Here is a 26590-nt window from a genome sequence, read left to right as displayed (position 1 = left end):
GAGCTTGAAGACGACCTTGAGGTTGATACAAACGATGACATCGACCACTTGTTGGATGAACCATTAGCAGAGCCTCAACCTGAGCTTGAAGATGAATCAGAGGTTGATGCAAACGATGACATCGACGACTTACTAGATGAGCCTGTTGACAGGACAGAGGAAGGTCACTTAAGTGGTATACTTGATGATGAAGAAGTAATTCCCGAGTCTCCTGAAGAAAGCGAAGATAATTTGCTATCTGATTTGGCTAACGAAGAGGCGTTTAATGAAGAAAACGCTGAAGCTGATGACAACAGTGAATTTGAAGATCCAGAGCTAAAGAGCGTTGACGAATTACTTCAAGAGCTTCAAGCCGAGGAACAATTAGATCTAGATCCAAGCGCTGATGATGAACTTGTTGATAATGAAGTAGAAATCGAACTTGGTGATGATCCGCTTTCTGATGAAGTTGATTTGAATGAAGATGAAGATCTCTCAGAAGAGGAATTCGAAGCAAGCGTTGAGTTAGATAGCTATCCTGAGTTAGAGCTTGGGGAAGATGCTACAACAGATATTGAAACAGAGACTGAAAGAGCGCTCTCTGAAGCGCTGCAACGCGATTCAAACTTTGATATTGAGGGAAACCTTGATGATGAGCTAACGAGTGATGCAGATCTTGAAATCGAAGACGCACTTCCAGAGCTTGAAGAAGTGACCTCACCGGGTGAAGCTGAACCATTATCAGATCAGGAAGCTGACTTCGACAAAGACACGTTACTTGAAGACGAGGCGTTACTTGAAGATGAAGCCGAAGAAGCACCAGCACCTGACGTGCCAACTGTACTTGACGAAGACGCAGCGCAAGATGAGGCTGAGCCACTCTCGGAGTTAGAAGCTGACTTCGACGAAGATACTTTACTTGAAGACGAGGCGTTGCTTGAGGACGAAGCCGAAGAAGCACCAGCACCTGACGTGCCAACTGCACTTGACGAAGACGCAGCGCAAGATGACGCGGAGCTACTCTCAGAGTTAGAAGCTGACTTTGATGAAGACACGTTACTTGAAGACGAGGCGTTACTTGAAGATGAAGCCGAAGAAGCACCAGTACCTGACGTGCCAATTGTACTTGACGAAGACGCAGTGCAAGATGACGCGGAGCTACTCCCAGAGTTAGAAGCTGACTTTGATGAAGACACGTTACTTGAAGACGAAACGTTACTTGAGGACGAAGCCGAAGAAGCACCAGCACCTGATGTGCCAACTGCACTTGACGAAGACGCAGCGCACGATGACGCGGAGCTACTCTCAGAGTTAGAAGCTGACTTTGATGAAGATACTTTACTTGAAGACGAGGCGTTACTTGAGGCCGAAGCCGAAGAAACACCAGCACCTGATGTATCTACTGCACTTGAAGAAAACGCAGCGCAAGATGAGGCTGAGCTACTCCCAGAGCTAGAAGCTGACTTTGATGAAGATACTTTACTTGAAGACGAAACGTTACTTGAGGACGAAGCCGAAGAAGCACCAGCACCTGATGCACTTGACGAAGACGCAGCGCAAGATGACGCGGAGCTACTCCCAGAGTTAGAAGTTGACTTTGATGAAGATACTTTACTTGAAGACGAGGCGTTACTTGAGGACGAAGCCGAAGAAGCACCAGCATCTGACGTGCCAACTGCACTTGACGAAGACGCAGCGCAAGATGAGGCTGAGCTACTCCCAGAGTTAGAAGCTGACTTTGATGAAGACACGTTACTTGAAGACGAGGCGTTGCTTGAGGACGAAGCCGAAGAAGCACCAGCACCTGACGTGCCAACTGCGCTTGACGAAGACGCAGCGCAAGATGACGCGGAGATACTCCCAGAGCTAGAAGCTGACTTTGATGAAGACACGTTACTTGAAGACGAAGTTGAGTTAGCGTCAGACACGCTTGACGAAGAAGACCTCATAAATGACGAAACTGCTCCGTTTGAAGAGGTGATCACTGAACTGGCTGATGGGGACGAACTTGATACATTGCTAAGTGAGTCTGACTCGGAAGTTGAAGTGCCGCAGGTTGATGAAGCCGAAATTGAAAAAGAATTTATGGCCGATTTTACTCAACAGGACTTTGATGCACTATTGAGTGAACTTGATGAACCAGCTACCTTCGACACCAATGATAGTGAAGATTTTGAAGTTGATTTTGATAGCTTATTGCAAGATGAACTCGAAGCCCATGACCCTCAAGACGCTCCTATGGAAGAGATTGGTGAGGGTGACTACTTGGAAATAGAGGAGTTGCTGGAGCAAAGCGATGATTTAGTCTCAGATGAAGAGCCTTATGTTGGTGCGAATATGGATGTTGGGCTAGGTGACTTTGATGAGTTACTGGCGGGTGAAAACACCACTGATGTTGATTTAGAAGACGAGGGCTTTTCTGCCAAACTGGACTTAGCCAAAGCATATATTGAGATCCAAGATTATGATTCTGCAATCTCTACGCTGGACGACGTGATAGACAATGGTCCTGACTCTGTTCAAGCAGAAGCTAAAGCGCTTAAATCTAGCCTTACTAGTTAGCGGAAACGGTGATTAGGCTGCCACCTTAAGGCCTGCCAAATAACAAGATGTGTTTTTGGCAGGTACTGGTTTTCACTTCAGCGCTTTAATTAAAGCCAGCAATCGCATAAAATGGTGTTTTTGTTATAGGTTGCGATAGAAATAGTATGCGAGTAGCGTTAGGCATTGAGTACAATGGGGCAAATTACAGTGGGTGGCAACGACAAAGCCACGTTAGCAGTGTCCAAGAAGAAATAGAAAAAGCGCTCTCGAATATTTGTAATCATCCGGTTGAGATCACTTGCGCAGGGCGCACAGATGCTGGTGTTCATGCTACTGGGCAGATCATTCATTTCGATACTGAGTCGGCTCGAGACATGAGTGCATTCACATTGGGTATGAACTCACAGCTCCCTGATGATATTGCCGTTCGGTTTGCTAAAGAGGTACACCCAGAGTTCCATGCACGCTTTTCTGCAACTGCTCGTCGTTATCGTTATGTCATTTATAATCATACATATCGACCAGGTATTTTACGCAGCGGTGTAACGCACTTCCATCATGAACTTGATGTAGAAAGAATGAAAGCGGCATGTCCTGCCATGATTGGAGAGCAAGACTTCACATCCTTCAGGGCAGTGCATTGCCAATCTAATACGCCATTTCGTAATATCCATCACTTAGAAGTGGAACGCGTAGGTAAATATATCGTCATTGACATTAAAGCCAATGCGTTTTTACACCATATGGTGCGTAATATAACAGGGTGTTTGCTGGATATTGGTGTTGGCAAGCAAGAGCCAGGTTGGATGGCTGAATTATTGGCTGCAAAAGATCGTACGCTAGCAAGTGCGACGGCAAAACCCAATGGTCTTTATTTGGTTGACGTAGATTATCCTGAGCAGTGGCAGATAGAAAAAATGCCTTTAGGGCCTCTATTTTTGCCGGAAGCGCTGGTATAACGGTCATATTTAGGTACTACCTTATACTCTTAAGACCAGTTTTTTATATCACCTATAGCTAAATCATGATTTAATTGGGAAAAGATGTCTGTCTTTGCTGACGGAACAGAATAAAGCACGATAGAGAGTTGCAAATGAGTTGGTTAGAAAAGATCTTACCTAAAACCACGAAATCTTCTGGTAAAAAAGAGATCCCAGAAGGGGTTTGGGCGAAGTGTACAGATTGTGATTCAATCCTATACAAAGCAGAATTAGAAAAGTCGTTAAGTGTGTGTCCTAAGTGTGATCATCATATGCGTATCACAGCACGTAAGCGCCTTGAAAGCTTTTTAGATGATGCAGATCGTCAAGAGTTGGGAATAGAGCATGAACCAAAAGATGTGCTCAAGTTTAAAGATTCCAAAAAGTATTCAGATCGAATTGTTCAAGCGCAAAAAGCCAGTGGCGAAAAAGATGCACTTGTAGCGATGAAAGGTCGAGTTAAAGGTATTCCTGTAGCAGCGGTTGCTTTTGAGTTCTCATTTATGGGTGGCTCTATGGCATCGGTGGTAGGTGCTCGATTCGTTGACGCAGTTAACGTTTGTCTTGAACACAATATGCCGTTAATTTGCTTTTCAGCCTCAGGTGGTGCTCGAATGCAAGAGGCGTTGATGTCGCTTATGCAAATGGCTAAAACGAGTGCTGCATTGGCTAAGATGAGTGAACGTGGGTTGCCATTCATATCTGTATTGACAGACCCTACAATGGGTGGAGTCTCTGCATCACTTGCTATGCTTGGGGATATTAACGTTGCTGAGCCTAAGGCATTGATAGGATTTGCAGGCCCTCGCGTTATTGAGCAAACGGTTCGAGAAACGCTACCAGAAGGTTTCCAACGTAGTGAGTTTTTACTTGAGCACGGTGCCATCGACATGATTGTTGACCGTCGTGAAATGCGTGATACGTTAGCGCGTATCTTAGCTAAGTTTATGGACTTGCCTTCTACTGAACAAGAGCATAGAGTAGCGTAAATTTTTCAGATTGAGCTATTCAAACCATGACAGTTAAACAGCCTAGCCAATCATCATGCCTTGATGATTGGCTTTGTTATTTAGAAGCTATTCACCCCGCCACGATTGACATGGGACTTGAGCGAATTACTCAAGTTGCTGAGCAAGTCGGTCTGCTTGAATCATTCAGTAAAATCATTTTGATTGGTGGTACAAACGGTAAAGGTACCACAGCGCGTTGTTTGGAAGCTTTGTTGCTTAATCAAGGCTTTTCTGTTGGAACTTACTCTTCTCCTCATTTAATTCGATATACAGAATGTGTCAGAGTTAATGGTGTCGAGCTCGACGAGCAATATCATATCGATGCCTTTAAGCAAATTGACGATACGCGTGGCGATACTTTGCTCACTCAGTTTGAGTTTGGCACCTTAGGTGCGTTAAGCATTTTTAAGCGTTGTAATGTTGATTATATACTGTTAGAGGTGGGGTTAGGTGGGCGCAATGATGCTACAAATATCGTGATGCCTGTTGCATCGGTCATTACCACCATTGACTTAGACCATAAAGCATTTTTAGGGGACACCCGAGAGTCTGTTGGTTACCATAAAGCAGGTATCTTTCGTGCCAATACGCCAGCTATCGTTGGTGATTTTAATATACCTGATTCGGTTACTGACTACGGAACAGAAATAGCAGCCAAAATGGTACTTGCGAACAAAGACTTTCACTTTACGCAGCTAGAGTCGCAATTTAGGTGGCAATATTTTGACAATGATTGGTACTTTGATAACCCCAATATTCCCGCCCAGAATGTGGCAACTGCGCTCACTGTCTTAGCGACACTTGATTTACTACCCAGCTTTGAATCTGTGCAATGTTGTCTTAGTGAAATTCAGGTTGAAGGACGCTTTCAACAGCTTAGTATTTTTCCTTTAGTGTATGTTGATGTCGCACATAACCCCGAGTCAGCTAGGTATTTAGCGACTAAGTTACAACATCTTCGGCAAAAAGGGTTTAAAATTCATGCCTTAGCGGCTATGCTTGCGGATAAAGATAAAGCCAGTGTATTAAAAACGCTAACCCCCTATGTCGACAGATGGAGTCTAGCGTCGTTGCACGGTCCCAGAGGGGAGCGCGCAGAAAACCTTAAGCCATTACTTGATACGGATAAGCAAATTACAATATATGATGATGTGGAAGGTGCATTGAACGCGCAAATTCACGGCCTAAAACAGGATCAAGCTTTAGTCATATTTGGTTCCTTCTTGACCGTTGCTCAGGCAATGACATATTGGCAAAACAACTTGAAATAACATTCGAGAATTAACACTTAGTAGAGAGTATAGTAGTGAACTCAGTATTTATAAATCGCTTGGTAGGGACGAGTATTGTTGTGGTTGCGGCGATAATATTTATTCCAAATATTCTAGACGGCGAAAAAGTCCATTATAAAGAGGGCTTTCAAGCGATCCCTGACAGGCCTGAGTTCAAAACCATAGATTTACAAGAAAAGCTCGATATGCAAGCCGCACTAGCACCTGAGCTAACTGAGGAGCATATTGAGAATGTTCCTGCAGACGATGAAAAGTTTGAGAGTAGTGGCGCGAAAGAGCGCACAGAAGAACTGCAAGCGGATAACACTCTCAAGCAAAGTGAGCCACAACGAGTGCTTAGCAATGATAAAATAGAAGTGGCTAAACTTACCCGACCAGAGACATCGAACTTTTCAAAGATGGCGTACGTAATTCAGTTAGGCAGCTTTTCTCACAAATCGAATGTAGATGCGTTAACTAACAAATTACGCGGAAATGGTTTTAAAGCGTTTACAAAACCAGTCAAAACACCAAATGGAACACTAACAAAAGTGTTTGTAGGCCCTTCTTTAAATAAAGCAGAACTTGAAGCTAAGTTACCAGAACTAAAGAAATTAACTAAATTAAATGGCCGCTTAACGCAATTTGAAGTAACAAAATGATCTGGTATTTAGCTGCCAAACCTTTTAGAATGCGCCCCACATTAACGACTTATTGGTTACTATGATCTGGGTTGATTACGCCATTGCAGGCATTGTTGGTTTATCGACACTTTTTGGCTTGCTTCGAGGCTTCGTCAAAGAAGCGATGTCACTTGTTGTTTGGATCGGCGCATTTTTCATCTCCAGCATGTTCTATCAATATCTCTCAACCTTCCTAACATTCATTTCAGAACCCCTTTTAAGAAATGCAGCCGCAATTGCCATACTTTTTATTGCGACCTTGATGCTAGGTGGGCTTGTTAACTATGTCTTGAGTGAACTGGTTCAAAGAACTGGTCTCTCGGGTACCGATAGGATCATCGGGATCGTATTCGGTGCACTTCGAGGCGTGTTAGTCGTTAGCGCCTTACTCTTCTTCCTTGATGCTTTTACCAACGCGCCAAGTACGCAATGGTGGAAATCATCAAACTTAATTCCTGAATTTGGTTTTGTGATCGAGTGGTTTTTTTCCTACCTTGAGCATAGTTCCAGTTTTTTAAATTCGGTAAACCGTTAATCGGCGAGGAAATTTTTAATGTGTGGTATCGTTGGGATAGTCGGAACATCACCTGTTAATCAGGCGATTTATGATGGCTTAACTGTTTTGCAACACCGTGGCCAAGATGCGGCTGGCATTATTACCATTGACAACAATACGTTTAGCTTGAGAAAAGCAAACGGTCTAGTGAAGGACGTATTTCATACTAGACACATGAAACGACTTCAAGGCAACATCGGCCTTGGTCATGTACGTTATCCTACAGCGGGTTCTTCAAGCTCAGCAGAGGCACAACCTTTTTACGTCAACTCTCCATTTGGTATTGCGCTTGCTCATAACGGCAACTTAACCAATGCTGAAAAGCTAAAAGAGCGTTTGTTTACTCAAGCTCGCCGTCACGTCAACACGACTTCTGATTCAGAGATTTTGCTGAATATCCTAGCCCATGAGCTCGGTAAAACAGACAAGATGAAGCTAGATGCGGAAGATATGTTTACCGCGGTAACAGAGGTGGTGTCTGTTGTATCTGGTGGTTACGCAAGTATCGCGATGATTATTGGACACGGTATTTTGGCATTCAGAGACCCTCATGGTATTCGACCGCTGGTGTTTGGTAAGAAGGAAACCGAGCGTGGCACAGAGTATATGTTTGCCTCTGAGAGTGTGGCATTGTCGATTGACGGATTTGAGTTTGTCCGCGACGTTGCTCCTGGCGAAGCAATTTATGTCACTGAAAACGGCGAATTCTTCTCACAGATCTGCGCTGCGAAAACGACTCTAGCACCGTGTATTTTTGAGTTTGTATACTTTGCTCGTCCAGATTCGAATATCGATAAGATGTCAGTTTATGCAACGCGCGTTAACATGGGCACTAAGCTTGGAGAGAAAATTGCCAGTGAATGGGGCGATAAAGACATTGATGTGGTTATCCCTATCCCAGAAACTTCGTGTGACATTGCCCTAGAAATTGCTTCTGTTTTAGGTTTGCCATATCGCCAAGGTTTTGTAAAAAACCGTTATATTGGTCGGACATTCATCATGCCTGGTCAAGAAATGCGTAAAAAGTCAGTGCGTCGTAAACTGAACGCAATAGACCGCGAATTCGTTGGTAAAAATGTGCTGTTGGTAGATGACTCTATCGTACGCGGTACAACTTCAGCACAAATCGTTGAAATGGCGCGTGAAGCTGGCGCTAAAAACGTCTACTTCGCCTCAGCGGCACCTGAAGTGAGATTTCCAAATGTGTATGGTATCGACATGCCATCGGCTTCTGAGTTAATTGCACATGGTCGAGAAGTGGAAGATATTAATGCAAGCATCGGCTCTGATGGTCTTATTTATCAATCATTGAGTGATTTGATTGCGGCGGTTCGCCAAGAAAACCCAGAAGTATCAAGGTTTGAGACGTCAGTATTCGATGGCCAATATATCACCGGAGATGTTGATCAAAACTATTTGAATCATATCGATGAGCTTCGTAATGATTCTGCCAAGTCAACGCGTGAAGCAGCTATGTCCGCAAGTCTTGAGTTACATAATCAAGAAACTGAAAGTACAGAAGGCGAGTAGTAAACTTACTCCCAAATGCGCTGGATGTTCAGCCATCAGCGTTAACGTAAAAAAGCCCAAGTGATACTTGGGCTTTTTCGTGTTTTACCAATTAGCCTTAATACTTGATCAATTTAGAGGAGTAAACTTGACGCTAACTGCGTTAAAAATTTCTTATCTATAACGACTCGATAGCAAAGTTTGCATGTACATACCATGACGATAGCAGAGTAGGTGGTGTTATCGTCATGGTCTTCTCTTAAAAAAATTAAGTACTTAGCTAGCTGGTTGGTGCAAATGCCACTCACTTCAGCCTCATTAAGATAGTACTTGATTAGGCTTAGCATCGTTTAATAGCATTGTTAAACTGTCTACTAATTCATATAGCTCAGGCTCAATATCATTGAGAGGTTTAGCCTGTTTTAAACTTGTTTCTATGGTTTCAGCTAACTTTTTAAGCGCTGGCACACCGGTATAACAGCATGCACCATGAAACTTATGTATGACCTTGAGTAGTGTCGCACCATCTTCAGCCTGTTGCGCAGATTCTAGTTGTTGAAGTGTCTCGGGAACACTAGAGAGCAGCATATTCAACATCTCAAGCGCCAGATCTGGTTTGTTGCCAGCGCGTTGTAATGCTAACCCCCAGTCTAGTACTTGGCTTTCAAAAGGAGGGACGCTGTGCCGTTCATGTTCATTATTTTTTTGCCTTGCAATGGGAGATGAGGTGCTATGGTCGCAGATGATCTGCTTTAACATATCTTCATCAATTGGCTTGGTCATGTAGTTACTAAAACCATTTTTTAGTAACTCTTCTTTTTCACCTGCTAAGGCATGAGCCGTGACTGCAATAATGGGTGTATCTTCATTAAGAGATGATTCACGAATACTTTTGCAAGCACTGATCCCATCCATAATCGGCATCTGAATATCCATAAATATCAGATCATATTTTCTTGATTTACATAGACTCACGGCTTGAGCACCATTGTGGGCAGTGTCTATAGCTTCTACTTGCTCGTCTAAGAGCGTACATATCAGCTTTAAGTTTGCGTCATTGTCATCTGCCACTAGCACTTTCAATGGTAGGTTGGTAGTTTCAATTTCGTTGGCGCTCATATCGGGATGGTCTAGTCGATAAGGAGCAGCTAACATTTCGCACAATTTTCTGTGGTTTAATGGTTTACTTAGGCAAGCGTCGGCACCGCTACCAATGAGTGCTTCACGCATGTTGTGAGAAATCGTGTTCACCATCAGGTATAAATAATCAGCTGACTGCCTTGCTTGTTTGATGTAGCTTTTTACAGTTTGCATTTGATCAACGCTGGCCATTGAGCCGATTAAACAAATATCATAATTAAAATCTTTTGCTAGTGCGTCATCAAAGTCCTCTTCACTGAGACAGCGTGTCACCTGCATATCCCAAGCCTGTAACTGCGAAACAACCGCATAGTGAGTATGTTCTTGTGGTTCAAAATACAGTACTCGCTTATTCTCAAGAGGTTTACTTGGTAAGTCATCGTTATAAAGCCGATTAGGTAATGCAAATACGGCATTAAAGGAGAAGCATGTACCATGACCTGGTGCTGAGTTGAGCGTAATACGGCCATTCATTGCCTCGACTATGTGTTTGGTAATGATTAAACCCAGTCCCGTGCCTCCAAATTTTCTTGTAATACTGGTATCCGCTTGAGCAAATGGGGTAAATAAGGCGTCTTGCTTATCCTGTGCGATACCCACGCCGGTATCGCTGACTGACACCAGTAATGAAGATTGAGATTCATCTATTAATCGATGATTAATATCAACTTTAATTGCCCCTTTTTCAGTGAATTTTATGGCATTGCTGATTAGGTTGGTAAGTACTTGCTTAAATCGTGTTGGATCGCCAATCAAATTATCTGGTACTTGTCTGTTCACCGAAATAGAAAACTCTAAGTGCTTGTCATGGGCACTTGGAGCCAATAATGTCATTACTTCATTGACGGCATCACGCAGCTCAAACTGAATATTTTCAAGCTCCATTGCTCCGGCTTCTAACTTTGAGAAGTCGAGAATATCGCTGATGATTGTAAGCAGACTGTTTGCCGACAATTCTATGGTATCTAAATAATCTTTTTGGTGTTTATTTAAAGGTGTTTTATAGAGCTGACGAGTAAAGCCGATGACGCCATTAAGTGGCGTTCTAAGTTCATGACTCATCTTCGCTAAAAAGTCAGATTTTACACGGTTGGCATCTTGCGCTTCTTTCTTAGCAATGTTGAGCTGAATATTTTGTGTTTCGTATTGCTCTAATGTTTCTCGGTAGTCACTGGTTGCTTGGTCAATGTGCTTTTGCATTTCGTCTTTTTGATTCGCCATTTTTTTACCAATGACAATTAGCCCCTGGCGTAGTAGCTCAAACTCACCTCGCATTGGCTCGTTAATAGCGATGTCTTGCTTACCCTCATTGAGTTTATCAGTGGCTAATATTAAGCTGGCAATGGGCTTGGTAAGCATACGAGATAAACGCATAGCTAACATGATACTGAGTAAAAAAGAGAAAATAATAACAATTGCACTTAAAATTAATGCCCGCTGCTGAGAAATGAGTGCTTGGTCTTTACTGATCTCGACGACCAAGATTGCTAGCGTTGCAGGTTCGGCACTATGCCAGTCTGTTTTTTTAGCTAGGTGATTTTTTACTGGTGAGTAAAAGACAAATGTATTTTTAAGAGTCGTCACAACCGTCGTTTGCAATGCTTGCACTTCGCCAAAATAGTGCAGCTTGTCAAATTCACTATGGTAATTGCTGGTTAGGATAAGCTGGTTTTGCTCGTCAAATAGAGCAATACTTTTTACCAAAGGTGCATGCTTATTGTGAGCTTGGCTTAAGATCCTGTGCAGATGGGACTTATCCTGTTTTTTTATCGGGTACTCTACCGACATGGCTAGTGATTCTGAAATACGATTCCCCTGACTAATCAGAATTTCCTCAAGCTCTACGTAGCGATTTATAGTAAAATAGCCACCGAGTAGCAAGCCAACGAGTAGGGTTGGCAAAAGAGTGAGTAGTAAAATACTGTCACGCAGGTTTAATTTTGTCATAGGGTCAAAAAAGTGCAGAGAAATCTGTAACTAAGATTATCTTTTACCGACGTGATAAGCAAACAAATGAGGAACCCAATGGCACAGATTTTTCGTGCTAAAAAAGCAACCAAACCGTCAAAACACCTTGCCCTTCAAATAGAATCTATGGATCACCAAGGCAGGGGAGTTGCGCGTCACGATGGTAAAGTATGTTTTGTAGCTGGTGCATTGACCAATGAACATGTTACTGCGCAAGTAACTCAAGCAAAGTCTAAATTACTTGAGGCAAAACTTATCAAAGTAATGACTGCCTCTGAGTATCGCACTCAGCCGTTTTGCGAGCATTATGAACAGTGTGGTGGTTGTAATTTGCAACATCAAAGCGTCGACAATCAGCTCATCGAAAAGCAACAAGCCGTAGAAAAACTGTTTGCGCGCTTTGCTAAAATAACACAGTTACCATGGCAAGCTGCTATTACCTCTGCACCACTTCATTATCGTCGTGCCGCTCGCATAGCCAGTATTTATGATAAGAAGCGTAACACGGTAAAACTGGGCTTTAGAGCCAGTCAGTCAAAACAGATAGTGGATATTGAACAGTGTAATGTGTTGGCTGCTCCTTTTGCTGATATTTTCATCACGTTAAATGCGCTGTCTCAAGCGCTCAATGAATTTAAGTTCATCAGCCACGTTCAGTTATGCCAAGCGGACAATCATAACTATGTGCTATTTCGACACACCAAGGCGCTTTCGCAAACGACTTATCAAGCAATTAGAGCTGGTCTTGAGAATTATCAAGTGGTGTTTGACGATGGGGAAAATGCGGTTGAATATCAGCAGCTACCAAATTATCGACTCCCTGAATTTGGCCTCGTATTAGAATTTCAGCTAAATAACTTTATTCAAGTTAATCAAGCCGTCAATGATGCTATGTTGCACCAAGCAGTTACTTGGTTAAAACCACGTGCTGATGAGAAGGTACTTGACCTTTTCTGTGGCGTGGGAAATTTTTCCTTAGTGCTCGCAAAATATGCAAATGCAGTGATTGGTGTTGAAGGCGAAGCGCAATCAGTTGCAATGGCAAGACAAAATGCGCAAACTAACCAAATCCATAATGTTCAGTTTCATTGTTTTGACTTAACTCGCGCTATCAGTGAAGCCACTTGGTTTGATCCAAGTGTAGACGTATTACTACTTGACCCTTCCAGGACTGGGGCACTTGAAGTGTTAGAGCAGTTACCGTTAGGACAGTTTTCACGGATCTTATATGTCTCATGCGATCCGGTTACCTTAGCTCGTGACGCGCAAGTGATCCATCGTGCTGGGTTTACGCTAGAAAAGCTGGGCTTAATGAATATGTTTGTCCACACAGGACATATTGAAACCATGGCACTGTTTGTAAAACAGCAAAAATAGCTTGAATCATCATGGTACATAGATTAAATGATGGCAATTGGGTTTAGGCTCTTAGTAAACGTTTTTATTCGCTCGCAAATAAGCGTATGGTCGAAAAAGAGAATGTAATCGCAATGACATGAGTACCTAAAAATGAAATGGGTACGGCGATACCCTCAGTGATGGTTTTATCACATGGGTAAGAAATTTTAAGGAGGTATCAAAACATGGTTGCTACTCGGCAGTCGCATCAAACCACGCTACCACTGGAGTTTGATGCACGACTCACTATCTTAAATTTATCATCGGATCAACGAGCATGGTTACAAAGAGCTTATGAGCTATGCCCCACTGATGAATCTAATGAGGATCTCAATAATGCCATTGAAATGGTTGAGATCCTCGCTGATTTAAACTTTGATAGTGAATCTTTAGCAACTGCGTTTTTAACTCCCTATTTTGTTGCAGGTACGCTCTCTGTTGAGCAGGTTGAAGAAGAATTAGGAAATAATATTTCCCTCCTGTTAAAGGGAGTCGAAAATATGGAAACCATTAGTACGCTTGCGCATCAAAGCTCAGGGAAAGTGCAAGTAGATAACATTCGTCGTATGTTACTTTCTATGGTTGAAGATGTCAGAGCGGTGGTCATCAAGCTCGCGGAGCAAATCTGTCATTTACGTGCGGTAAAAAAAGCATCTGAAGAAGAGCGAGTGGTTGCAGCCAAAGCAGCTGCTAATATTTTTGCGCCTCTCGCTAACCGGTTAGGGATTGGACAGCTGAAGTGGGAACTCGAAGACTTATCTTTCAGATACCTGCACCCTGATACTTATAAATCGATCGCCAAAAAGCTCTCGGACAAGCGCTTAGACCGTGAAGCCTATATGGAAAATATGGTCAGCTCGGTGGCGCAAAAGCTTGCGGATGCCGGTGTTAAAGCGCAGGTGTATGGTCGTCCGAAGCATATTTATAGTATCTATAAAAAAATGGTACAAAAGAGCTACGAATTTGAGCAGCTGTTTGACATCAGAGCAATGCGTGTCGTGGTTGATGAGATCCAAGACTGTTATGCAGCACTGGGCATTGTTCATACCAGTTGGCGGCATTTAAACAAAGAGTTTGATGATTATATTGCGACACCAAAGCAAAATGGTTATCAATCAATCCATACCGTCGTGTTTGGGCCAGAAGGCAAAACTGTAGAAATTCAAATTAGAACTGAAGCCATGCATCGAGATGCTGAGCTAGGGGTTGCAGCGCACTGGATGTATAAAGAAGGCGCGTTGCCAGGTCGAAATTCAGGATATGAGCAGAAGATCAGCTGGCTACGCAAATTGTTGCAGTGGCAAGAAGAGGTGGTTGATGGCAGTGAAATTGCGGATGAATTGAAAAACCAGGTTGTTGAAGACCGTGTTTATGTCTTTACGCCAAAAGGTGATATCTTTGATTTACCACTGGGGGCGACGCCTCTTGATTTTGCGTATTATATTCACTCAAATGTGGGGCACCGCTGTATTGGAGCAAAAGTATTTGGCAAAATCGTACCTTTCACTTACACCCTACGTACTGGCGATCAAGTCGAGATCCTCACTCAAAAGAATGCGTCACCAAGTCGAGATTGGTTAAACCCATCGCTAGGCTATATTCATTCTTCAAGAGCACGCAGTAAAATTCATCATTGGTTTAAACAGCAAGATCGAGATAAAAACCTTCAAGCGGGCAAAGAGCTTTTAGATAGTCACCTACAAAAGTTAGATATTACTTATAAAGACTTAGAACCTGCTATTGCACGTTTTAATTTTAAAGAATTAGATGACTTGATGGTAGCGATTGGTGCAGGTGACGTTCGGATCAATCAATTTCTTAATTATGTACAGGACAAACCTGAAGATACTCCTAAATTAAAAATTTCCTCACCAAAGCAAAGCAAAGGTGACAAAAATGCGGTCGTAGTTGATGGTGTGGGAAGTTTGATGAGTCATATGGCTAAGTGTTGTGAGCCGGTTCCAGGAGATGACATTGTTGGGTACATTACTCAAGGTCGCGGCATCGCGGTACATCGTTCAGATTGTGAGTCATTCGCGCATATTAGTGATAAGCATCCTGAGCGAGAGATCGCAGTAAGTTGGTCTGATAATGTTAAAGCCGCTTATTCTATTACTTTGAAGATAGAAGCACATGATCGCCAAGGATTGATCAGAGATATCAGCTCAGTGCTTGCAAATGAAAAAGTTAACGTACTTAACATGAATGTACAAACACAAGATGATAAGAATGTTGCTGTGTTTATGATGAAAGTTGAAGTAGATGATTTGTCCGCGATGCACCGGTTGCTGACCAAGTTGATGCAGATTGAAGGGGTATTCGATGCCAAGCGACTCTAAATCCAATGTTGTCCCTGATATTGAGAAACTGTTGCAGATTATGACGCAGCTGCGCGACTCTGACACAGGTTGTGACTGGGATAAACAGCAAACGTTTAACTCTATTGTGCCTCATACATTAGAAGAAGCACATGAGGTTGCTGATGCTATTGAGCGTGATGATTTTGTTCACCTAAAAGAAGAGCTGGGTGATTTACTATTTCAAGTCATATTCTATGCGCAGTTGGGTAAAGAACAGGGGCTATTTGATTTTGCAGATATAGTGCAGACGCTGAATGAAAAGTTAGTCAGACGTCATCCTCACGTGTTTGCAAAAAAAGAAAAGCTCACAGATGCGGAACTTGAGGAGCAATGGCACAAAATAAAGCAGCAAGAGAAATCAAGGCGACCAACTGATGAATTTGCGGCTGATATTCCAAGTAGCCTGCCGGCATTAACCAAAGCTTATAAAACCCAAAAACGAGCTGCTAAGCTTGGATTTGATTGGCCGAGTTATCACGGTGCGTGGGACAAAGTGCAAGAAGAAATTGCTGAAGTAAATGAAGCTCTGCAGGTTGACCCATTGTCTGAACATACGGCTGAAGAAATAGGGGATTTGCTGTTTGCTACCGTAAACGTAAGCCGCCACATTAAGAGAGACCCTGAACAATTACTGCGCCAAGCAAATGAAAAATTTAAACACCGTTTTGTGCAAATAGAATCGGTGCTTAATGAGTCATCACTTACACTAGAAGAAGCGAATTTAGCACAAATGGATGCTGCATGGGAAACGGTGAAGCGCCGTCAACGCGGTTGTAAATAGGATGTCGATCGCAGAGTCGTAGTACCTTTGGCTAAATATATTGTAGACCTGAGTCATTTTTAGCTGGAATGACTTGGGGCCTTTTGCTATACTATCGCCCCGTCTTGATTCTTATTTAAATTCCAATTTTCCTGAAATTTCTAGGGTTCGCATGAGTACAAAATTTATCTTCGTAACGGGCGGAGTAGTATCCTCCTTGGGTAAAGGTATTGCAGCTGCTTCTTTGGCCGCTATTTTAGAAGCACGTGGCTTAAAAGTAACGATTTTAAAGTTAGATCCTTACATCAATGTTGACCCTGGGACAATGAGCCCTATCCAGCACGGTGAAGTATTCGTAACCGAGGACGGCGCGGAAACAGACCTTGACCTTGGCCACTATGAGCGTTTTATTCGTACCAAAATGACCAAGCGTAACAACTTTACACAAGGCCGTGTATTTGAAGATGTGTTACGTAAAGAGCGCAGAGGTGAGTACTTAGGTGCTACTATTCAGGTTATTCCTCACATCACAAACGACATTAAGCGCCGTGTACTTGAAGGTGCAGAAGGCCATGATGTTGCTATTGTTGAGATCGGTGGCACAGTTGGTGATATTGAATCACAACCTTTCCTAGAAGCAATTCGCCAATTAGGGACTGAGCTTGGTCGTGAAAGTGCTTTGTTTATGCACTTAACGTTAGTGCCTTTCTTAGGCCCTGCGGGCGAAGTAAAAACTAAGCCTACACAGCATTCTGTAAAAGAGCTTCGCTCAATTGGTATTCAACCTGATATTTTGATCTGTCGTTCAGACCGTAAATTACCTGCGAATGAGCGTGCGAAGATTGCACTGTTCACGAACGTTGAAGAAAAGGCAGTTATTTCTCTGCAAGACGTTGACAGTATCTATAAGATCCCAGCGCTTTTAAAGTCGCAAGAGCTAGATGATATTATCTGCCGTCGTTTCTATCTTGAGTGTCCAGAGGCGGATTTATCTGAGTGGGAACAAGTATTATATCAAGAGTCTAACCCAACCGGTGAAGTGACTATCGGAATGGTAGGAAAATACATCGAATTGCCAGATGCTTATAAATCTGTAAACGAAGCATTAAAGCATGCGGGTTTGAAAAACCGTTTAACGGTTAACATTGAATATGTTGATTCACAGGATATCGAAAGCAAAGGTACTGAATTACTTGAACACCTTGATGCCATTTTAGTCCCTGGTGGGTTTGGCAACCGTGGTGTAGAAGGTAAGATTTTAGCTGCTAAATATGCCCGTGAGAACAGCGTACCATATTTAGGTATTTGTTTAGGTATGCAGGTTGCGCTGATTGAATATGCGCGCAACGTTGCGGGTCTTACCGGTGCTAACTCGACAGAGTTTGATCTGGAAAGTCCGCACCCAGTTGTTGGCCTTATTACTGAGTGGTTAGATGCTGATGGTAAGATTGAAGTGCGTACCGAAAACTCTGACTTGGGCGGTACAATGCGTCTTGGTGCACAACTTTGTCACTTGAAAGAAGGCTCTAAAGTGCGCGAAGTTTACGGTAATGCCGAAATCGTTGAACGTCACCGTCACCGCTATGAAGTGAACAACAACTATGTTAGCGAACTTGAAAAAGCAGGTTTGCAATTCACCGGTCTTTCAGAAGACAAAAAGCTAGTTGAAATTATCGAAAATAAAGATCACCCTTGGTTTATTGCAGCTCAGTTCCACCCTGAGTTCACATCAACGCCTCGAGATGGTCACCCATTATTTGAAGGCTTTGTTGCGGCGGCACACAGCCACCAAAAGGCGTCTTCATAACTAAGAAAAAGCCGTGCTCTTGCACGGCTTTTTTGTAGCAGAAGGTTTTGCCACAGGCACTAATTAAGTGTTTGTCGCCAAGCCTTTTCTTATCTGCCCGCGCCTCAATGTGATACGTGTAAATTCTTCACTTTGCGACGCAGCAGAGATAGGGCAAACTGTAAAGTGGGTTTATTGACCCTAATATTCGCCTGCAACAAAGCAGTGCAACACACACCACTTTGGGAATAAGAGGAATCAAGATGTCAAAAATCGTTAGAGTGATTGGCCGTGAAGTTATGGACTCACGCGGTAACCCAACAGTAGAAGCGGACGTACACCTAGAATCAGGTGCATGGGGTCGTGCATGTGCGCCATCAGGTGCATCTACGGGTACCCGTGAAGCACTAGAGCTACGTGACGGAGATAAAACTCGTTACTTAGGTAAAGGTGTCTTAACTGCGGTAAACTACGTAAATAACGAAATCGCGGCAGCACTTGAAGGTCAAAATGCGCTTGAGCAACGTGCAATCGACCAAATTATGTTAGATTTAGATGGCACTGAAAACAAAGAAAAACTAGGTGCTAACGCCATTCTTGCAGTATCTCTAGCAACAGCAAAAGCTGCAGCACAAGATAAAGGTGTTGCACTATACGAGCATATTGCAGACATTAACGGTACAGCAGGCCAATACTCAATGCCAGTTCCTATGATGAATATCATCAATGGTGGTGAGCATGCGGATAACAACGTTGATATTCAAGAGTTTATGGTTCAACCTGTCGGTGCAAAAAGCTTTCGTGAAGCGTTACGCATGGGCGCCGAAATTTTCCACAGCCTGAAAAAAGTACTTAAGTCTCGTGGTCTAAACACAGCGGTTGGTGATGAAGGTGGTTTTGCACCAGATCTTAAATCAAACGAAGAAGCGCTGGAAGTGATTGTTGAAGCGGTTGCTGCGGCTGGCTATGAAATGAACAAAGACGTCACGCTAGCACTTGACTGTGCTGCATCTGAGTTTTATGTAGATGGCAAGTATGACTTAAAAGGCGAAGGTAAAACATTCGACTCAGAAGGTTTTGCTGGCTTCTTGGCTGATCTTGCTGCACGCTACCCAATTGTATCAATCGAAGATGGCCTCGATGAAAGCGATTGGGCTGGTTGGAAAATTCTCACGGATAAAATTGGTGATAAAGTCCAGCTAGTAGGTGATGACCTCTTTGTTACTAACACTAAGATCCTAAAGCGTGGTATTGAAGAAAGTATTGGTAACTCAATCTTGATCAAATTTAACCAGATCGGTTCGCTGTCTGAAACGCTTGATGCTATCAAAATGGCACAAGATGCAGGCTTTACTGCTGTCATTTCACACCGCTCTGGTGAGACAGAGGATGCGACGATTGCAGATTTAGCGGTAGCTACAGCGGCTGGTCAAATCAAGACGGGTTCACTTTGTCGTTCAGATCGCGTAGCGAAATACAACCAGTTACTACGTATTGAAGAAGCACTAGGTGAAAAAGCCATTTATAAAGGTCGTAGTGAAATCAAAGGGCAGTAAGTAGCAACTGCTCTGTTAATTTTAAAAACGCCAGTCACAGGACTGGCGTTTTTATTTCTAACGCTCGTCATTCCAAATTTGACAATTTGCTTGACCGTTTCTAAACGTCCAACATATTTGGTCTGAGTTGCAGGCGCCATCTGTCATCCCGAGATCATTACCTCCTGCGACCATAGGTGTCATTTTTTTTGACATTGTGCCAGTTACACTGAGTTCTTTAATTGATTTCTTGTTGAACTTTAATTTCATTATCGTTTTCCTTCAATAAAAATATAAGCGTCAATCGAGGCTGTAATGCTATTTTAATTTACAGGTTAGCGATCAAGGCTCGATTAATTTTTACACTTTCATTTTTTGTTCGAAAAGTCAACAGTCGTATGCTCGATATGAGTTTCAGGTAGTCTATTACTATTTTGACTTGAGGCGCTCGAGCATAATACTAATTTGACTTAGTACTTGTTCAATTTGAAGGAGTAAATCTGACGCTAACCGCGTTAAAATCTCTTATTTAGAACAACTAAATAGCAAAATTTTTGTCTGGTTATCGACAAGACTTTCTCGCCTCAAAATAGACTACTTAAGTAAGAAAATTGGTATAATCTGAACGGTCAGCAAATGCAGCTGCTTAAGCACTAAACTCTTGAGCGAGTATTGATTGGGTAAAATTAGTTTTTAAGTAAAATCCTCTAGGGAGTGTTTGGATGCACTTTCCATTCGGACCAATAGCATCTGTAAGTGCTTTTGCGTTCGCTGCCTTTGGCCTTATTTGCATGACTTCGCCCAGGTGTCCAGATATTTGATCTACGTTGCCCGTTGCGATTAATTCAATTTGCTCTTCCCAGTCTCTACGAATCTGCTGTTCTTGAACTGGACTTGGTTGCCACAAAAAACCTTGCCCGATAACTCGTTCCACCACAGGAATATCTCTCTCAGCTAATATAGGTAACCAAAGGACGTGAGAAAGCTTCTTTTTTACTGTTGAGTTGTACCATGTTAGCCCGGTTAACTGAGTGAGTGGTACAACGGAGACGTAGGTTGTCTCTAGAGGTTTACCGTGATAACTAATTGGTAATGTCTTCAGCTCGACACCAATATATTCAAAATCGGGAATAGGTTTGGAGCCGGCGCTGGCACCCAAGGCGGCTTCAACCAGTTGCCCAACCCATCCTTTTTCTCTAAGTAAGTCTTGAGGTGTTTTAAAGGATAATTGCTCAGCAAGCTCACCTAATGTTAAGCCAGCGATGTTATCAACACGCTGCATAAGCTCCCCTACAGAGTGCGGTGGCGTAACGAATGACAAGTGATTCTCCAATATGTGGTGAAAGCATCATTATAAATGAAATCATAAGACGAAGTAAGTTGGTTAATTTACACTCAATTTGATTGTGGATTTAAATAGTCGCATGAACTTCTGTGTGTATAATAGCTATCACCATGATAAATATAGGATTATTTTTAAAGTTGTAGGTTGTCAACTTAGTAGAATTGTCAGTTCTTTGGATAAATACAGGGCTATAAACATAATTATCCACAGAATATGTGGAAAACATAAGATTTAAAGTGTGTAACTATGTATTTGTTGGTAATTTAAACGATAATTGATCGGGTTATGCACAAGTTGTGGGTAAGTTGAGAATATGCTGAGATAATTTAGGTATAGTAAGGAATTAAATTTGCCGTGACGCAGGAGTTGTGGAACAATCATTAGAAATCGACTTATAAATGAGGCACTAAGGTGATTGATGCCGAAGGGTTTCGTGCCAATGTCGGAATAGTGATTTGTAATAATCAGGGGCAGGTATTTTGGGCCCGTCGTTACGGACAACACTCTTGGCAATTTCCTCAAGGTGGAATAGATCAAGGGGAAACGCCTGAGCAAACGATGTATCGTGAACTTCATGAAGAAGTTGGGCTTAGGCCAGAAGATGTTGAAATTGTAGCAAGTTCTAAACATTGGTTACGTTACAAACTACCGAAAAGGTTAATTAGAAGAGATTCAAGTCCGGTCTGCATTGGGCAAAAGCAAAAGTGGTTTTTGTTGAAGCTGAGGTGCAAGGATGAGGATGTAGATTTATTACGAACCCATCATCCTGAGTTCGATGACTGGCGCTGGGTGAGTTATTGGTATCCAGTCCGCCAAGTAGTATCGTTTAAACGTGATGTTTATCGACGTGTTATGAAAGAGTTTGCTCCATTCGCAATGCCATTTGGCAAGCGTGAATCACATGGGCAAAAAGAGTTCTGGCGCAATAAGCGGTAAACTTAAGGAGCAGCAAGTGTTAGCAACGTTGAGATCGATTGCTGAATCAGTGGCACAGCAAAGTGACCTACAAAGCGCGTTAAATTGCTTTGTTACTATGGTTAAAGAGGCTATGCACACTGAGTGCTGCTCAGTTTATTTTGCAGATTATAGTCAAGACAATTTTATCTTGATGGCTACAGATGGGTTAAACCCTGAAGCAATCGGGCAATTCCGAATGGGATTTACAGAGGGCCTGGTTGGCCTTGTTGCTCAGCGTGAAGAACCTATCAATGTTGCGCATGCTCAATCTCACCCGAGATTTAAACTCTCCCCCGAAGTAAATGAAGAAGGCTACAACGCTTTTTTGTCTGTTCCTGTGGTTCATCAACGTAAAGTGCTTGGAGTCATTGTGGTGCAGCAGAAAATCGCTCGCGTATTTAGCCACGACGAAGAGTCTTTTTTGATCACGCTCTCAGCACAATTGGCCTCTGTGCTCGCAAACGCAGAAATTCAGACGTTATTACAGCAAGATGCAAGTAGTCATCGAACATCTGTCTTGAAAGGGGTTTCTAGTGCCCCGGGCATTGCTCTGGGGTCAGGTTATGTTGTGTTGCCTCACATAGACTTCAAAAGTATCGAAGCGCAGCATTGTGATAATAGCCAACAGCAAATTCAGTTATTTCATCAAGCTGTAGCGGCTACTCGTCAAGAATTTCATATTTTAGCGAAAACACTGAGCGACGATATCCCCAAAGAAGCTGTCGCTGTCTTTGAAGTGTACCAACAACTGTTAGACGCGAGAAGTTTAGGGACACAGGTTGAGTCCGAGATTGAGCGAGGTTGGAATGCCAAAACAGCGCTAAAAATAGTGATTGAAAAACTGGTAGCACAGTTTGATAGGATGAGCGACCCTTATATCAAAGAGCGCGCGATAGATGTAAAAGATATTGGTTTACGGGTACTTCAACATTTGGTGTCAACAGAACAAGTCATCAAGCAGTATCCAGACAATACGATTATAATTGCACACACTTTAACACCAACAATGCTGGCCCAAGTACCAAAAGAAAAACTAAAAGGCGTGGTGAGTGTTCACGGTTCAGTCAATTCACATGCGTCTATTTTAACTCGTGCCATGGGAGTGCCTGCTATTTGGGGGATCGAAGACATTCCCTTACTACAGTTTGATGGTAAGTCCATGATTATGGATGCGTACTCCGGCCGTCTTTATATCTCACCTTCTCAAATACTTGTTAATGAATATGTGGAAATAAAGCGTAAAGACAATATGCTCCATGATAAGTTTGAAGCGGAGCATGATTTACCGCCAATTACACTTGACGGAGAGCGTATTAACCTGCTCTTAAACGCGGGCCTTGATCTCTCTACAGAAACCATGAGCGCAAGCTATTGTGATGGAGTAGGGTTATATCGAACCGAGTCGTGGTTTATGCAAAAAGGGCAGTTTCCTACTCAAGCAGAACAAGAAGTTTGGTATCGTGAGGTACTAACGCGTTACCATCCTGAGCCTGTCGTGATGAGAACGCTGGATATTGGTGGTGATAAAGTTTTAGATTATTTCGATATACGTGAAGATAACCCATTTCTGGGTTGGCGAGGTATTCGCGTATCCCTCGATCATCCCGAATTATTTTTAGACCAAATCAAAGCCATGATAAAAGCCAATGCCGGTCTTGGGAATTTGCAAATTATGCTGCCTATGGTGGGCCACAGTGAAGAAATTGATGAAGCGATAGCATTAATTGACCAAGCCTGCTTTGAGCTACAAGATGAATGGGCAGATCCATTTTACACAATCGATAGACCAGAAGTTGGTGTAATGCTCGAAGTGCCCTCAAGTATATACTTATTACCTGACTGGGCAACAAAAATTGACTTCTGTTCTGTTGGTAGTAATGACCTAACTCAATACCTGCTAGCCGTCGATAGGACAAATGCTCAAGTGGCAGATCTTTTTGACCCATATCACCCTAGCGTACTTAGAGTGCTGAATCATATTGCTCAGGAATGTGAAGCGCACGAGCTGCCGTTTAGTTTATGTGGCGAACTCGGCGGTGAGCCTGAAGGTGCGATATTACTGGTAGCGATGGGATATCGCCGTTTAAGTATGAATATTTCATCTTTGAACAAAGTGAAGTGGGTACTTCGCCGGCTCAATGTAACAGATATGGAAACGCTGTTGCAGACCTGTTTGACACAGTCTTCTTCAAAGCAAGTTCGTCGAGTGATAAAGGAGTTTATGATTGAACATAGCTTTGCAGAATTACTCTACACCAGTCATCAAGCAAAGGGTGCTTCTTAACGCTATTTACGCTACCATTAGCGCGCAATAAGAAGAAGAGCTTTTGATGGACACTATTTTACTCATCGTTTTACTATGCGCTTTACTTGGCTGTGCCGTTGGTTTTCTTGCAGGCCTCCTTGGAATTGGCGGAGGCTTGCTAATTGTTCCGATTTTATCAGTCATACTTACTAAGTTCGCAATCATTCCCAATGAGCAAGTTGTCATAGTCGCGGTGGCGACGTCACTTGCATCAATTATTTTTACTTCGACATCTTCTGCAAAGGCCCATCATAAAAATGACAATGTGCCATGGCATATTGCGCCTTGGGTGATGTTGGGAGTTGCATTCGGCGCGCTGGGAAGTGGTTTTGCGGCGGTATTGTTACCAGAAAAAATCGTTAGAATCATTTTTGTGGTTAGTGTTATCGGTATTGCGATGAAAATGGCGTGGAGCTCCAGGAAACCGGCACAATCAACCAGAGTAATGCCAAAAGGGCCAATCCTTTCGGTGTTAACCTCTGTAACGGGGGCACTATCCGCTATGATAGGTATTGGTGGGGGAGCGTTGATTGTTCCACTATTGACTTTTTTTTCACTTGATATGAAAAAAGCGATTGGGTGCGCTTCAGCGAGCGGCATCGTCATCGCAATTTTCGGCTCTTTTGGTTATATTGCCTCTGGTGCAAAACATGTGGATATTGAACACGGCTTTTTAGGCTTTGTCTACTTACCCGCTTTAGTCGGTATAGTAGCCACATCTTGGTTTATGGCGCCTATTGGTGCAAAAGCAACGCATCATTTACCAGTGGCAACGATTAAAAAAGTGTTTGCGGCGTTACTGATTATTATCGCTGGCAATATGTTAATAAATTAAGGAAAGGCTATGGCTTTGCAGTTTCCACAGATAGACCCTGTGATTTTTTCCATCGGACCGCTGAGTGTGCGCTGGTATGGACTAATGTATTTAATCGGCTTTATGTTCGCTATGTGGTGGGCGGCAAAAGAGGCGAAAAAGCCGAATTCTGGCTGGAACAAAGACCAAGTTGGTGATCTTGTCTTTTATTCTATGCTTGGGGTTATTTTAGGTGGTCGTATCGGCTATGTATTATTTTATCAATTTTCTCACTTTATAGAGAACCCGCTTTATCTATTTCGAGTTGACCAAGGTGGTATGTCATTCCACGGCGGCGCGCTTGGTGTAATTACAGCTATTGTTATTTATGCAGTTAAACATAATCGCTCTATTTTGTCAGTTGGTGACTTTGTGGTACCTATGGTACCGGTTGGACTTTTAGCAGGGCGTATCGGTAACTTTATTAATGGTGAATTATGGGGGCGAGTTACAGACGTGCCGTGGGCGTTTGTATTTCCAACCGGTGGACCACAACCGCGTCACCCATCACAGTTATATGAAGCGTTTTTTGAAGGGGTAGTGTTATTTATTATGCTAGTTTGGTTCAGAAAAAAACCTCGCCCAGCAGGCAGCGTTGCAGGATTATTTTTAGCCGGATACGGTGTATTTCGTTTTGCTATTGAGTACTTCCGAGAGCCGGATGCCCATATTGGCTTGTATGGCGGCATAATTTCGCAGGGCCAAATCCTATCTTTACCTATGGTAATAGCTGGTACCATTCTCATGGTGTGGGCATACAAGCGCGACAGTAAAATGACACCTACCGGACAAGCAAAAAGTTAAAGAGTAGTAATAATGAAACAATATTTAGAACTGATGCGCCATGTGCGTGACAATGGCACTAAAAAAGAAGACAGAACAGGCACAGGCACAGTCAGTGTGTTTGGTTATCAAATGCGCTTTAACTTACAAGAAGGCTTCCCATTAGTTACTACCAAAAAGTGTCATCTACGCTCAATTATTCATGAGTTACTATGGTTTTTAAACGGTGATACGAATATAAAATACCTAAACGATAATGGGGTAAGAATATGGGACGGTTGGGCCACAGATGAAGGTGACTTAGGGCCTGTATATGGTAGTCAATGGCGCTCATGGGTAGGACCAAACGGAGAGGTTGTAGATCAAATCAAAGATGTGGTTGAGCAAATAAAAACCAACCCGGACTCTAGGCGCTTAATTGTGAGTGCTTGGAACCCCGCGTTGTTACCCGACACACAATACTCACCAAAAGATAATGCTGCCATGGGCAAGCAGGCGTTACCACCTTGTCATACGTTATTTCAATTTTATGTTCTAGATGGCAAGCTATCCTGTCAATTATATCAGCGTAGTGCAGATATTTTCCTTGGTGTGCCTTTCAATATTGCGAGCTATGCGCTGTTGACTATGATGATAGCGCAAGTGTGCGAGCTAGAGGTCGGTGATTTTATTCACACCTTTGGCGATGCTCACCTATACTTGAATCACATGGATCAGGTAGACGAGCAGTTAAACCGAAAGCCGTTCCCTAAACCAACAATGAGAATTAACCCTGAAGTTAAGGATATTTTCGACTTTAAATTTGAGGATTTTGAGCTAGTTGATTATCAGTGCCATCCTCATATTAAAGCACCAGTCGCTATTTAGG

The 26590-nt window shown here is 42.8% G+C and carries 20 protein-coding genes; 17 read left to right on the top strand and 3 right to left on the bottom strand.

The genetic code is table 11. The features are described 5' to 3' along the window. The 7 genes from HUZ36_RS02585 to purF all read left to right on the top strand — a co-directional run. Positions 1 to 2541 (top strand): FimV/HubP family polar landmark protein (locus HUZ36_RS02585; protein WP_303246154.1); only part of this gene is annotated, 2541 nt, incomplete at its 5' end. 146 nt (positions 2542 to 2687) lie between these two features. Continuing rightward, on the top strand, positions 2688 to 3482 hold the full coding sequence (gene truA, locus HUZ36_RS02580; protein ID WP_125254459.1) for a tRNA pseudouridine(38-40) synthase TruA: 795 nt from the start codon (positions 2688 to 2690) through the stop codon (positions 3480 to 3482). 134 nt (positions 3483 to 3616) lie between these two features. Continuing rightward, positions 3617 to 4492, top strand: coding sequence for an acetyl-CoA carboxylase, carboxyltransferase subunit beta (gene accD / locus HUZ36_RS02575; protein WP_125254460.1), 876 nt, complete (start codon positions 3617 to 3619; stop codon positions 4490 to 4492). 26 nt (positions 4493 to 4518) lie between these two features. Then, positions 4519 to 5784: a bifunctional tetrahydrofolate synthase/dihydrofolate synthase gene (gene folC, locus HUZ36_RS02570; RefSeq protein WP_128730343.1), complete on the top strand. Its 1266-nt coding sequence runs from the start codon at positions 4519 to 4521 to the stop codon at positions 5782 to 5784. Between the two features lie 35 nt (positions 5785 to 5819). Further along, a complete protein-coding gene (locus tag HUZ36_RS02565; protein ID WP_176031908.1) occupies positions 5820 to 6446 on the top strand; it encodes an SPOR domain-containing protein in 627 nt (208 codons plus the stop codon). Positions 6447 to 6507: 61 nt separating this feature from the next. Further along, positions 6508 to 7002 (top strand): CvpA family protein, encoded by a 495-nt coding sequence (locus HUZ36_RS02560; protein WP_125254267.1) that lies wholly within the window; start codon positions 6508 to 6510, stop codon positions 7000 to 7002. Positions 7003 to 7020: 18 nt separating this feature from the next. Then, on the top strand, positions 7021 to 8553 hold the full coding sequence (purF, locus tag HUZ36_RS02555; RefSeq protein ID WP_128730347.1) for an amidophosphoribosyltransferase: 1533 nt from the start codon (positions 7021 to 7023) through the stop codon (positions 8551 to 8553). 297 nt (positions 8554 to 8850) lie between these two features. On the opposite strand, the gene barA is transcribed toward purF, so the two are convergent. Continuing rightward, entirely contained in the window at positions 8851 to 11619 is a 2769-nt protein-coding gene (gene barA / locus HUZ36_RS02550; RefSeq protein ID WP_128730349.1) for a two-component sensor histidine kinase BarA, read from the bottom strand. A gap of 78 nt (positions 11620 to 11697) precedes the next feature. On the opposite strand from barA, the gene rlmD reads away from it, so the two are divergent. From rlmD to eno, 5 genes are all read left to right on the top strand, one after another. Next, on the top strand, positions 11698 to 13017 hold the full coding sequence (gene rlmD, locus HUZ36_RS02545) for a 23S rRNA (uracil(1939)-C(5))-methyltransferase RlmD (RefSeq protein WP_147390697.1): 1320 nt from the start codon (positions 11698 to 11700) through the stop codon (positions 13015 to 13017). Between the two features lie 206 nt (positions 13018 to 13223). Then, a complete protein-coding gene (relA, locus tag HUZ36_RS02540) occupies positions 13224 to 15377 on the top strand; it encodes a GTP diphosphokinase (RefSeq protein WP_125254271.1) in 2154 nt (717 codons plus the stop codon). Next, positions 15361 to 16179, top strand: coding sequence for a nucleoside triphosphate pyrophosphohydrolase (gene mazG / locus HUZ36_RS02535; RefSeq protein WP_128732355.1), 819 nt, complete (start codon positions 15361 to 15363; stop codon positions 16177 to 16179). Before relA ends, mazG begins: the two co-directional genes overlap by 17 nt. 151 nt (positions 16180 to 16330) lie before the next feature. After that, on the top strand, positions 16331 to 17965 hold the full coding sequence (locus HUZ36_RS02530) for a CTP synthase (RefSeq protein WP_147390695.1): 1635 nt from the start codon (positions 16331 to 16333) through the stop codon (positions 17963 to 17965). A 242-nt stretch (positions 17966 to 18207) separates the two neighbouring features. After that, the gene (eno, locus tag HUZ36_RS02525; protein ID WP_125254274.1) at positions 18208 to 19500 is read left to right on the top strand and encodes a phosphopyruvate hydratase; all 1293 of its coding nucleotides are present in this window, start codon (positions 18208 to 18210) and stop codon (positions 19498 to 19500) included. A 57-nt stretch (positions 19501 to 19557) separates the two neighbouring features. Here eno and HUZ36_RS02520 read toward each other — a convergent pair whose 3' ends face one another. After that, entirely contained in the window at positions 19558 to 19749 is a 192-nt protein-coding gene (locus HUZ36_RS02520) for a hypothetical protein (RefSeq protein ID WP_128732353.1), read from the bottom strand. 376 nt (positions 19750 to 20125) lie between these two features. Further along, a complete protein-coding gene (mutH, locus tag HUZ36_RS02515) occupies positions 20126 to 20800 on the bottom strand; it encodes a DNA mismatch repair endonuclease MutH (RefSeq protein WP_128732352.1) in 675 nt (224 codons plus the stop codon). Positions 20801 to 21235: 435 nt separating this feature from the next. Here mutH and rppH point away from each other — a divergent pair, with 435 nt between their 5' ends. From rppH to HUZ36_RS02490, 5 genes are read left to right on the top strand one after another with little or no spacing between them, the layout of a single operon-like run. Continuing rightward, the gene (gene rppH / locus HUZ36_RS02510; RefSeq protein ID WP_125254277.1) at positions 21236 to 21760 is read left to right on the top strand and encodes an RNA pyrophosphohydrolase; all 525 of its coding nucleotides are present in this window, start codon (positions 21236 to 21238) and stop codon (positions 21758 to 21760) included. Between the two features lie 16 nt (positions 21761 to 21776). Next, complete coding sequence (gene ptsP, locus HUZ36_RS02505; RefSeq protein WP_176031907.1) at positions 21777 to 24065, top strand: phosphoenolpyruvate--protein phosphotransferase; 2289 nt, start codon at positions 21777 to 21779, stop codon at positions 24063 to 24065. 46 nt (positions 24066 to 24111) lie between these two features. Then, positions 24112 to 24921, top strand: a complete 810-nt coding sequence (locus HUZ36_RS02500; protein ID WP_147390948.1) for a sulfite exporter TauE/SafE family protein — start codon at positions 24112 to 24114, stop codon at positions 24919 to 24921. Between the two features lie 9 nt (positions 24922 to 24930). Then, complete coding sequence (lgt, locus tag HUZ36_RS02495; RefSeq protein WP_176031906.1) at positions 24931 to 25743, top strand: prolipoprotein diacylglyceryl transferase; 813 nt, start codon at positions 24931 to 24933, stop codon at positions 25741 to 25743. A 12-nt stretch (positions 25744 to 25755) separates the two neighbouring features. Beyond that, entirely contained in the window at positions 25756 to 26589 is an 834-nt protein-coding gene (locus tag HUZ36_RS02490) for a thymidylate synthase (RefSeq protein WP_128732350.1), read from the top strand. The last annotated feature ends 1 nt before the right edge of the window (position 26590 follow it).

It is taken from the genome of Pseudoalteromonas sp. McH1-7, from assembly GCF_013366255.1.
Lineage (GTDB): Bacteria > Pseudomonadota > Gammaproteobacteria > Enterobacterales > Alteromonadaceae > Pseudoalteromonas > Pseudoalteromonas peptidolytica.
The sequence above is the reverse complement of the archived record's forward strand: the minus strand, read 5'-3'. Positions and strand labels throughout refer to the sequence as shown.

Excerpts from the sequence above, each read along its gene's own strand:
- lgt (WP_176031906.1), top strand. The coding sequence starts at position 24,931 with ATGGCTTTGCAGTTTCCACAGATAGACCCTGTGATTTTTTCCATCGGA.
- HUZ36_RS02520 (WP_128732353.1), bottom strand. The coding sequence starts at position 19,749 with ATGAAATTAAAGTTCAACAAGAAATCAATTAAAGAACTCAGTGTAACT.
- barA (WP_128730349.1), bottom strand. The coding sequence starts at position 11,619 with ATGACAAAATTAAACCTGCGTGACAGTATTTTACTACTCACTCTTTTG.
- truA (WP_125254459.1), top strand. The coding sequence starts at position 2,688 with ATGCGAGTAGCGTTAGGCATTGAGTACAATGGGGCAAATTACAGTGGG.
- rlmD (WP_147390697.1), top strand. The coding sequence starts at position 11,698 with ATGGCACAGATTTTTCGTGCTAAAAAAGCAACCAAACCGTCAAAACAC.
- mazG (WP_128732355.1), top strand. The coding sequence starts at position 15,361 with ATGCCAAGCGACTCTAAATCCAATGTTGTCCCTGATATTGAGAAACTG.
- folC (WP_128730343.1), top strand. The coding sequence starts at position 4,519 with ATGACAGTTAAACAGCCTAGCCAATCATCATGCCTTGATGATTGGCTT.
- relA (WP_125254271.1), top strand. The coding sequence starts at position 13,224 with ATGGTTGCTACTCGGCAGTCGCATCAAACCACGCTACCACTGGAGTTT.
- purF (WP_128730347.1), top strand. The coding sequence starts at position 7,021 with ATGTGTGGTATCGTTGGGATAGTCGGAACATCACCTGTTAATCAGGCG.
- HUZ36_RS02490 (WP_128732350.1), top strand. The coding sequence starts at position 25,756 with ATGAAACAATATTTAGAACTGATGCGCCATGTGCGTGACAATGGCACT.
- accD (WP_125254460.1), top strand. The coding sequence starts at position 3,617 with ATGAGTTGGTTAGAAAAGATCTTACCTAAAACCACGAAATCTTCTGGT.
- HUZ36_RS02530 (WP_147390695.1), top strand. The coding sequence starts at position 16,331 with ATGAGTACAAAATTTATCTTCGTAACGGGCGGAGTAGTATCCTCCTTG.
- eno (WP_125254274.1), top strand. The coding sequence starts at position 18,208 with ATGTCAAAAATCGTTAGAGTGATTGGCCGTGAAGTTATGGACTCACGC.
- HUZ36_RS02560 (WP_125254267.1), top strand. The coding sequence starts at position 6,508 with ATGATCTGGGTTGATTACGCCATTGCAGGCATTGTTGGTTTATCGACA.
- HUZ36_RS02500 (WP_147390948.1), top strand. The coding sequence starts at position 24,112 with ATGGACACTATTTTACTCATCGTTTTACTATGCGCTTTACTTGGCTGT.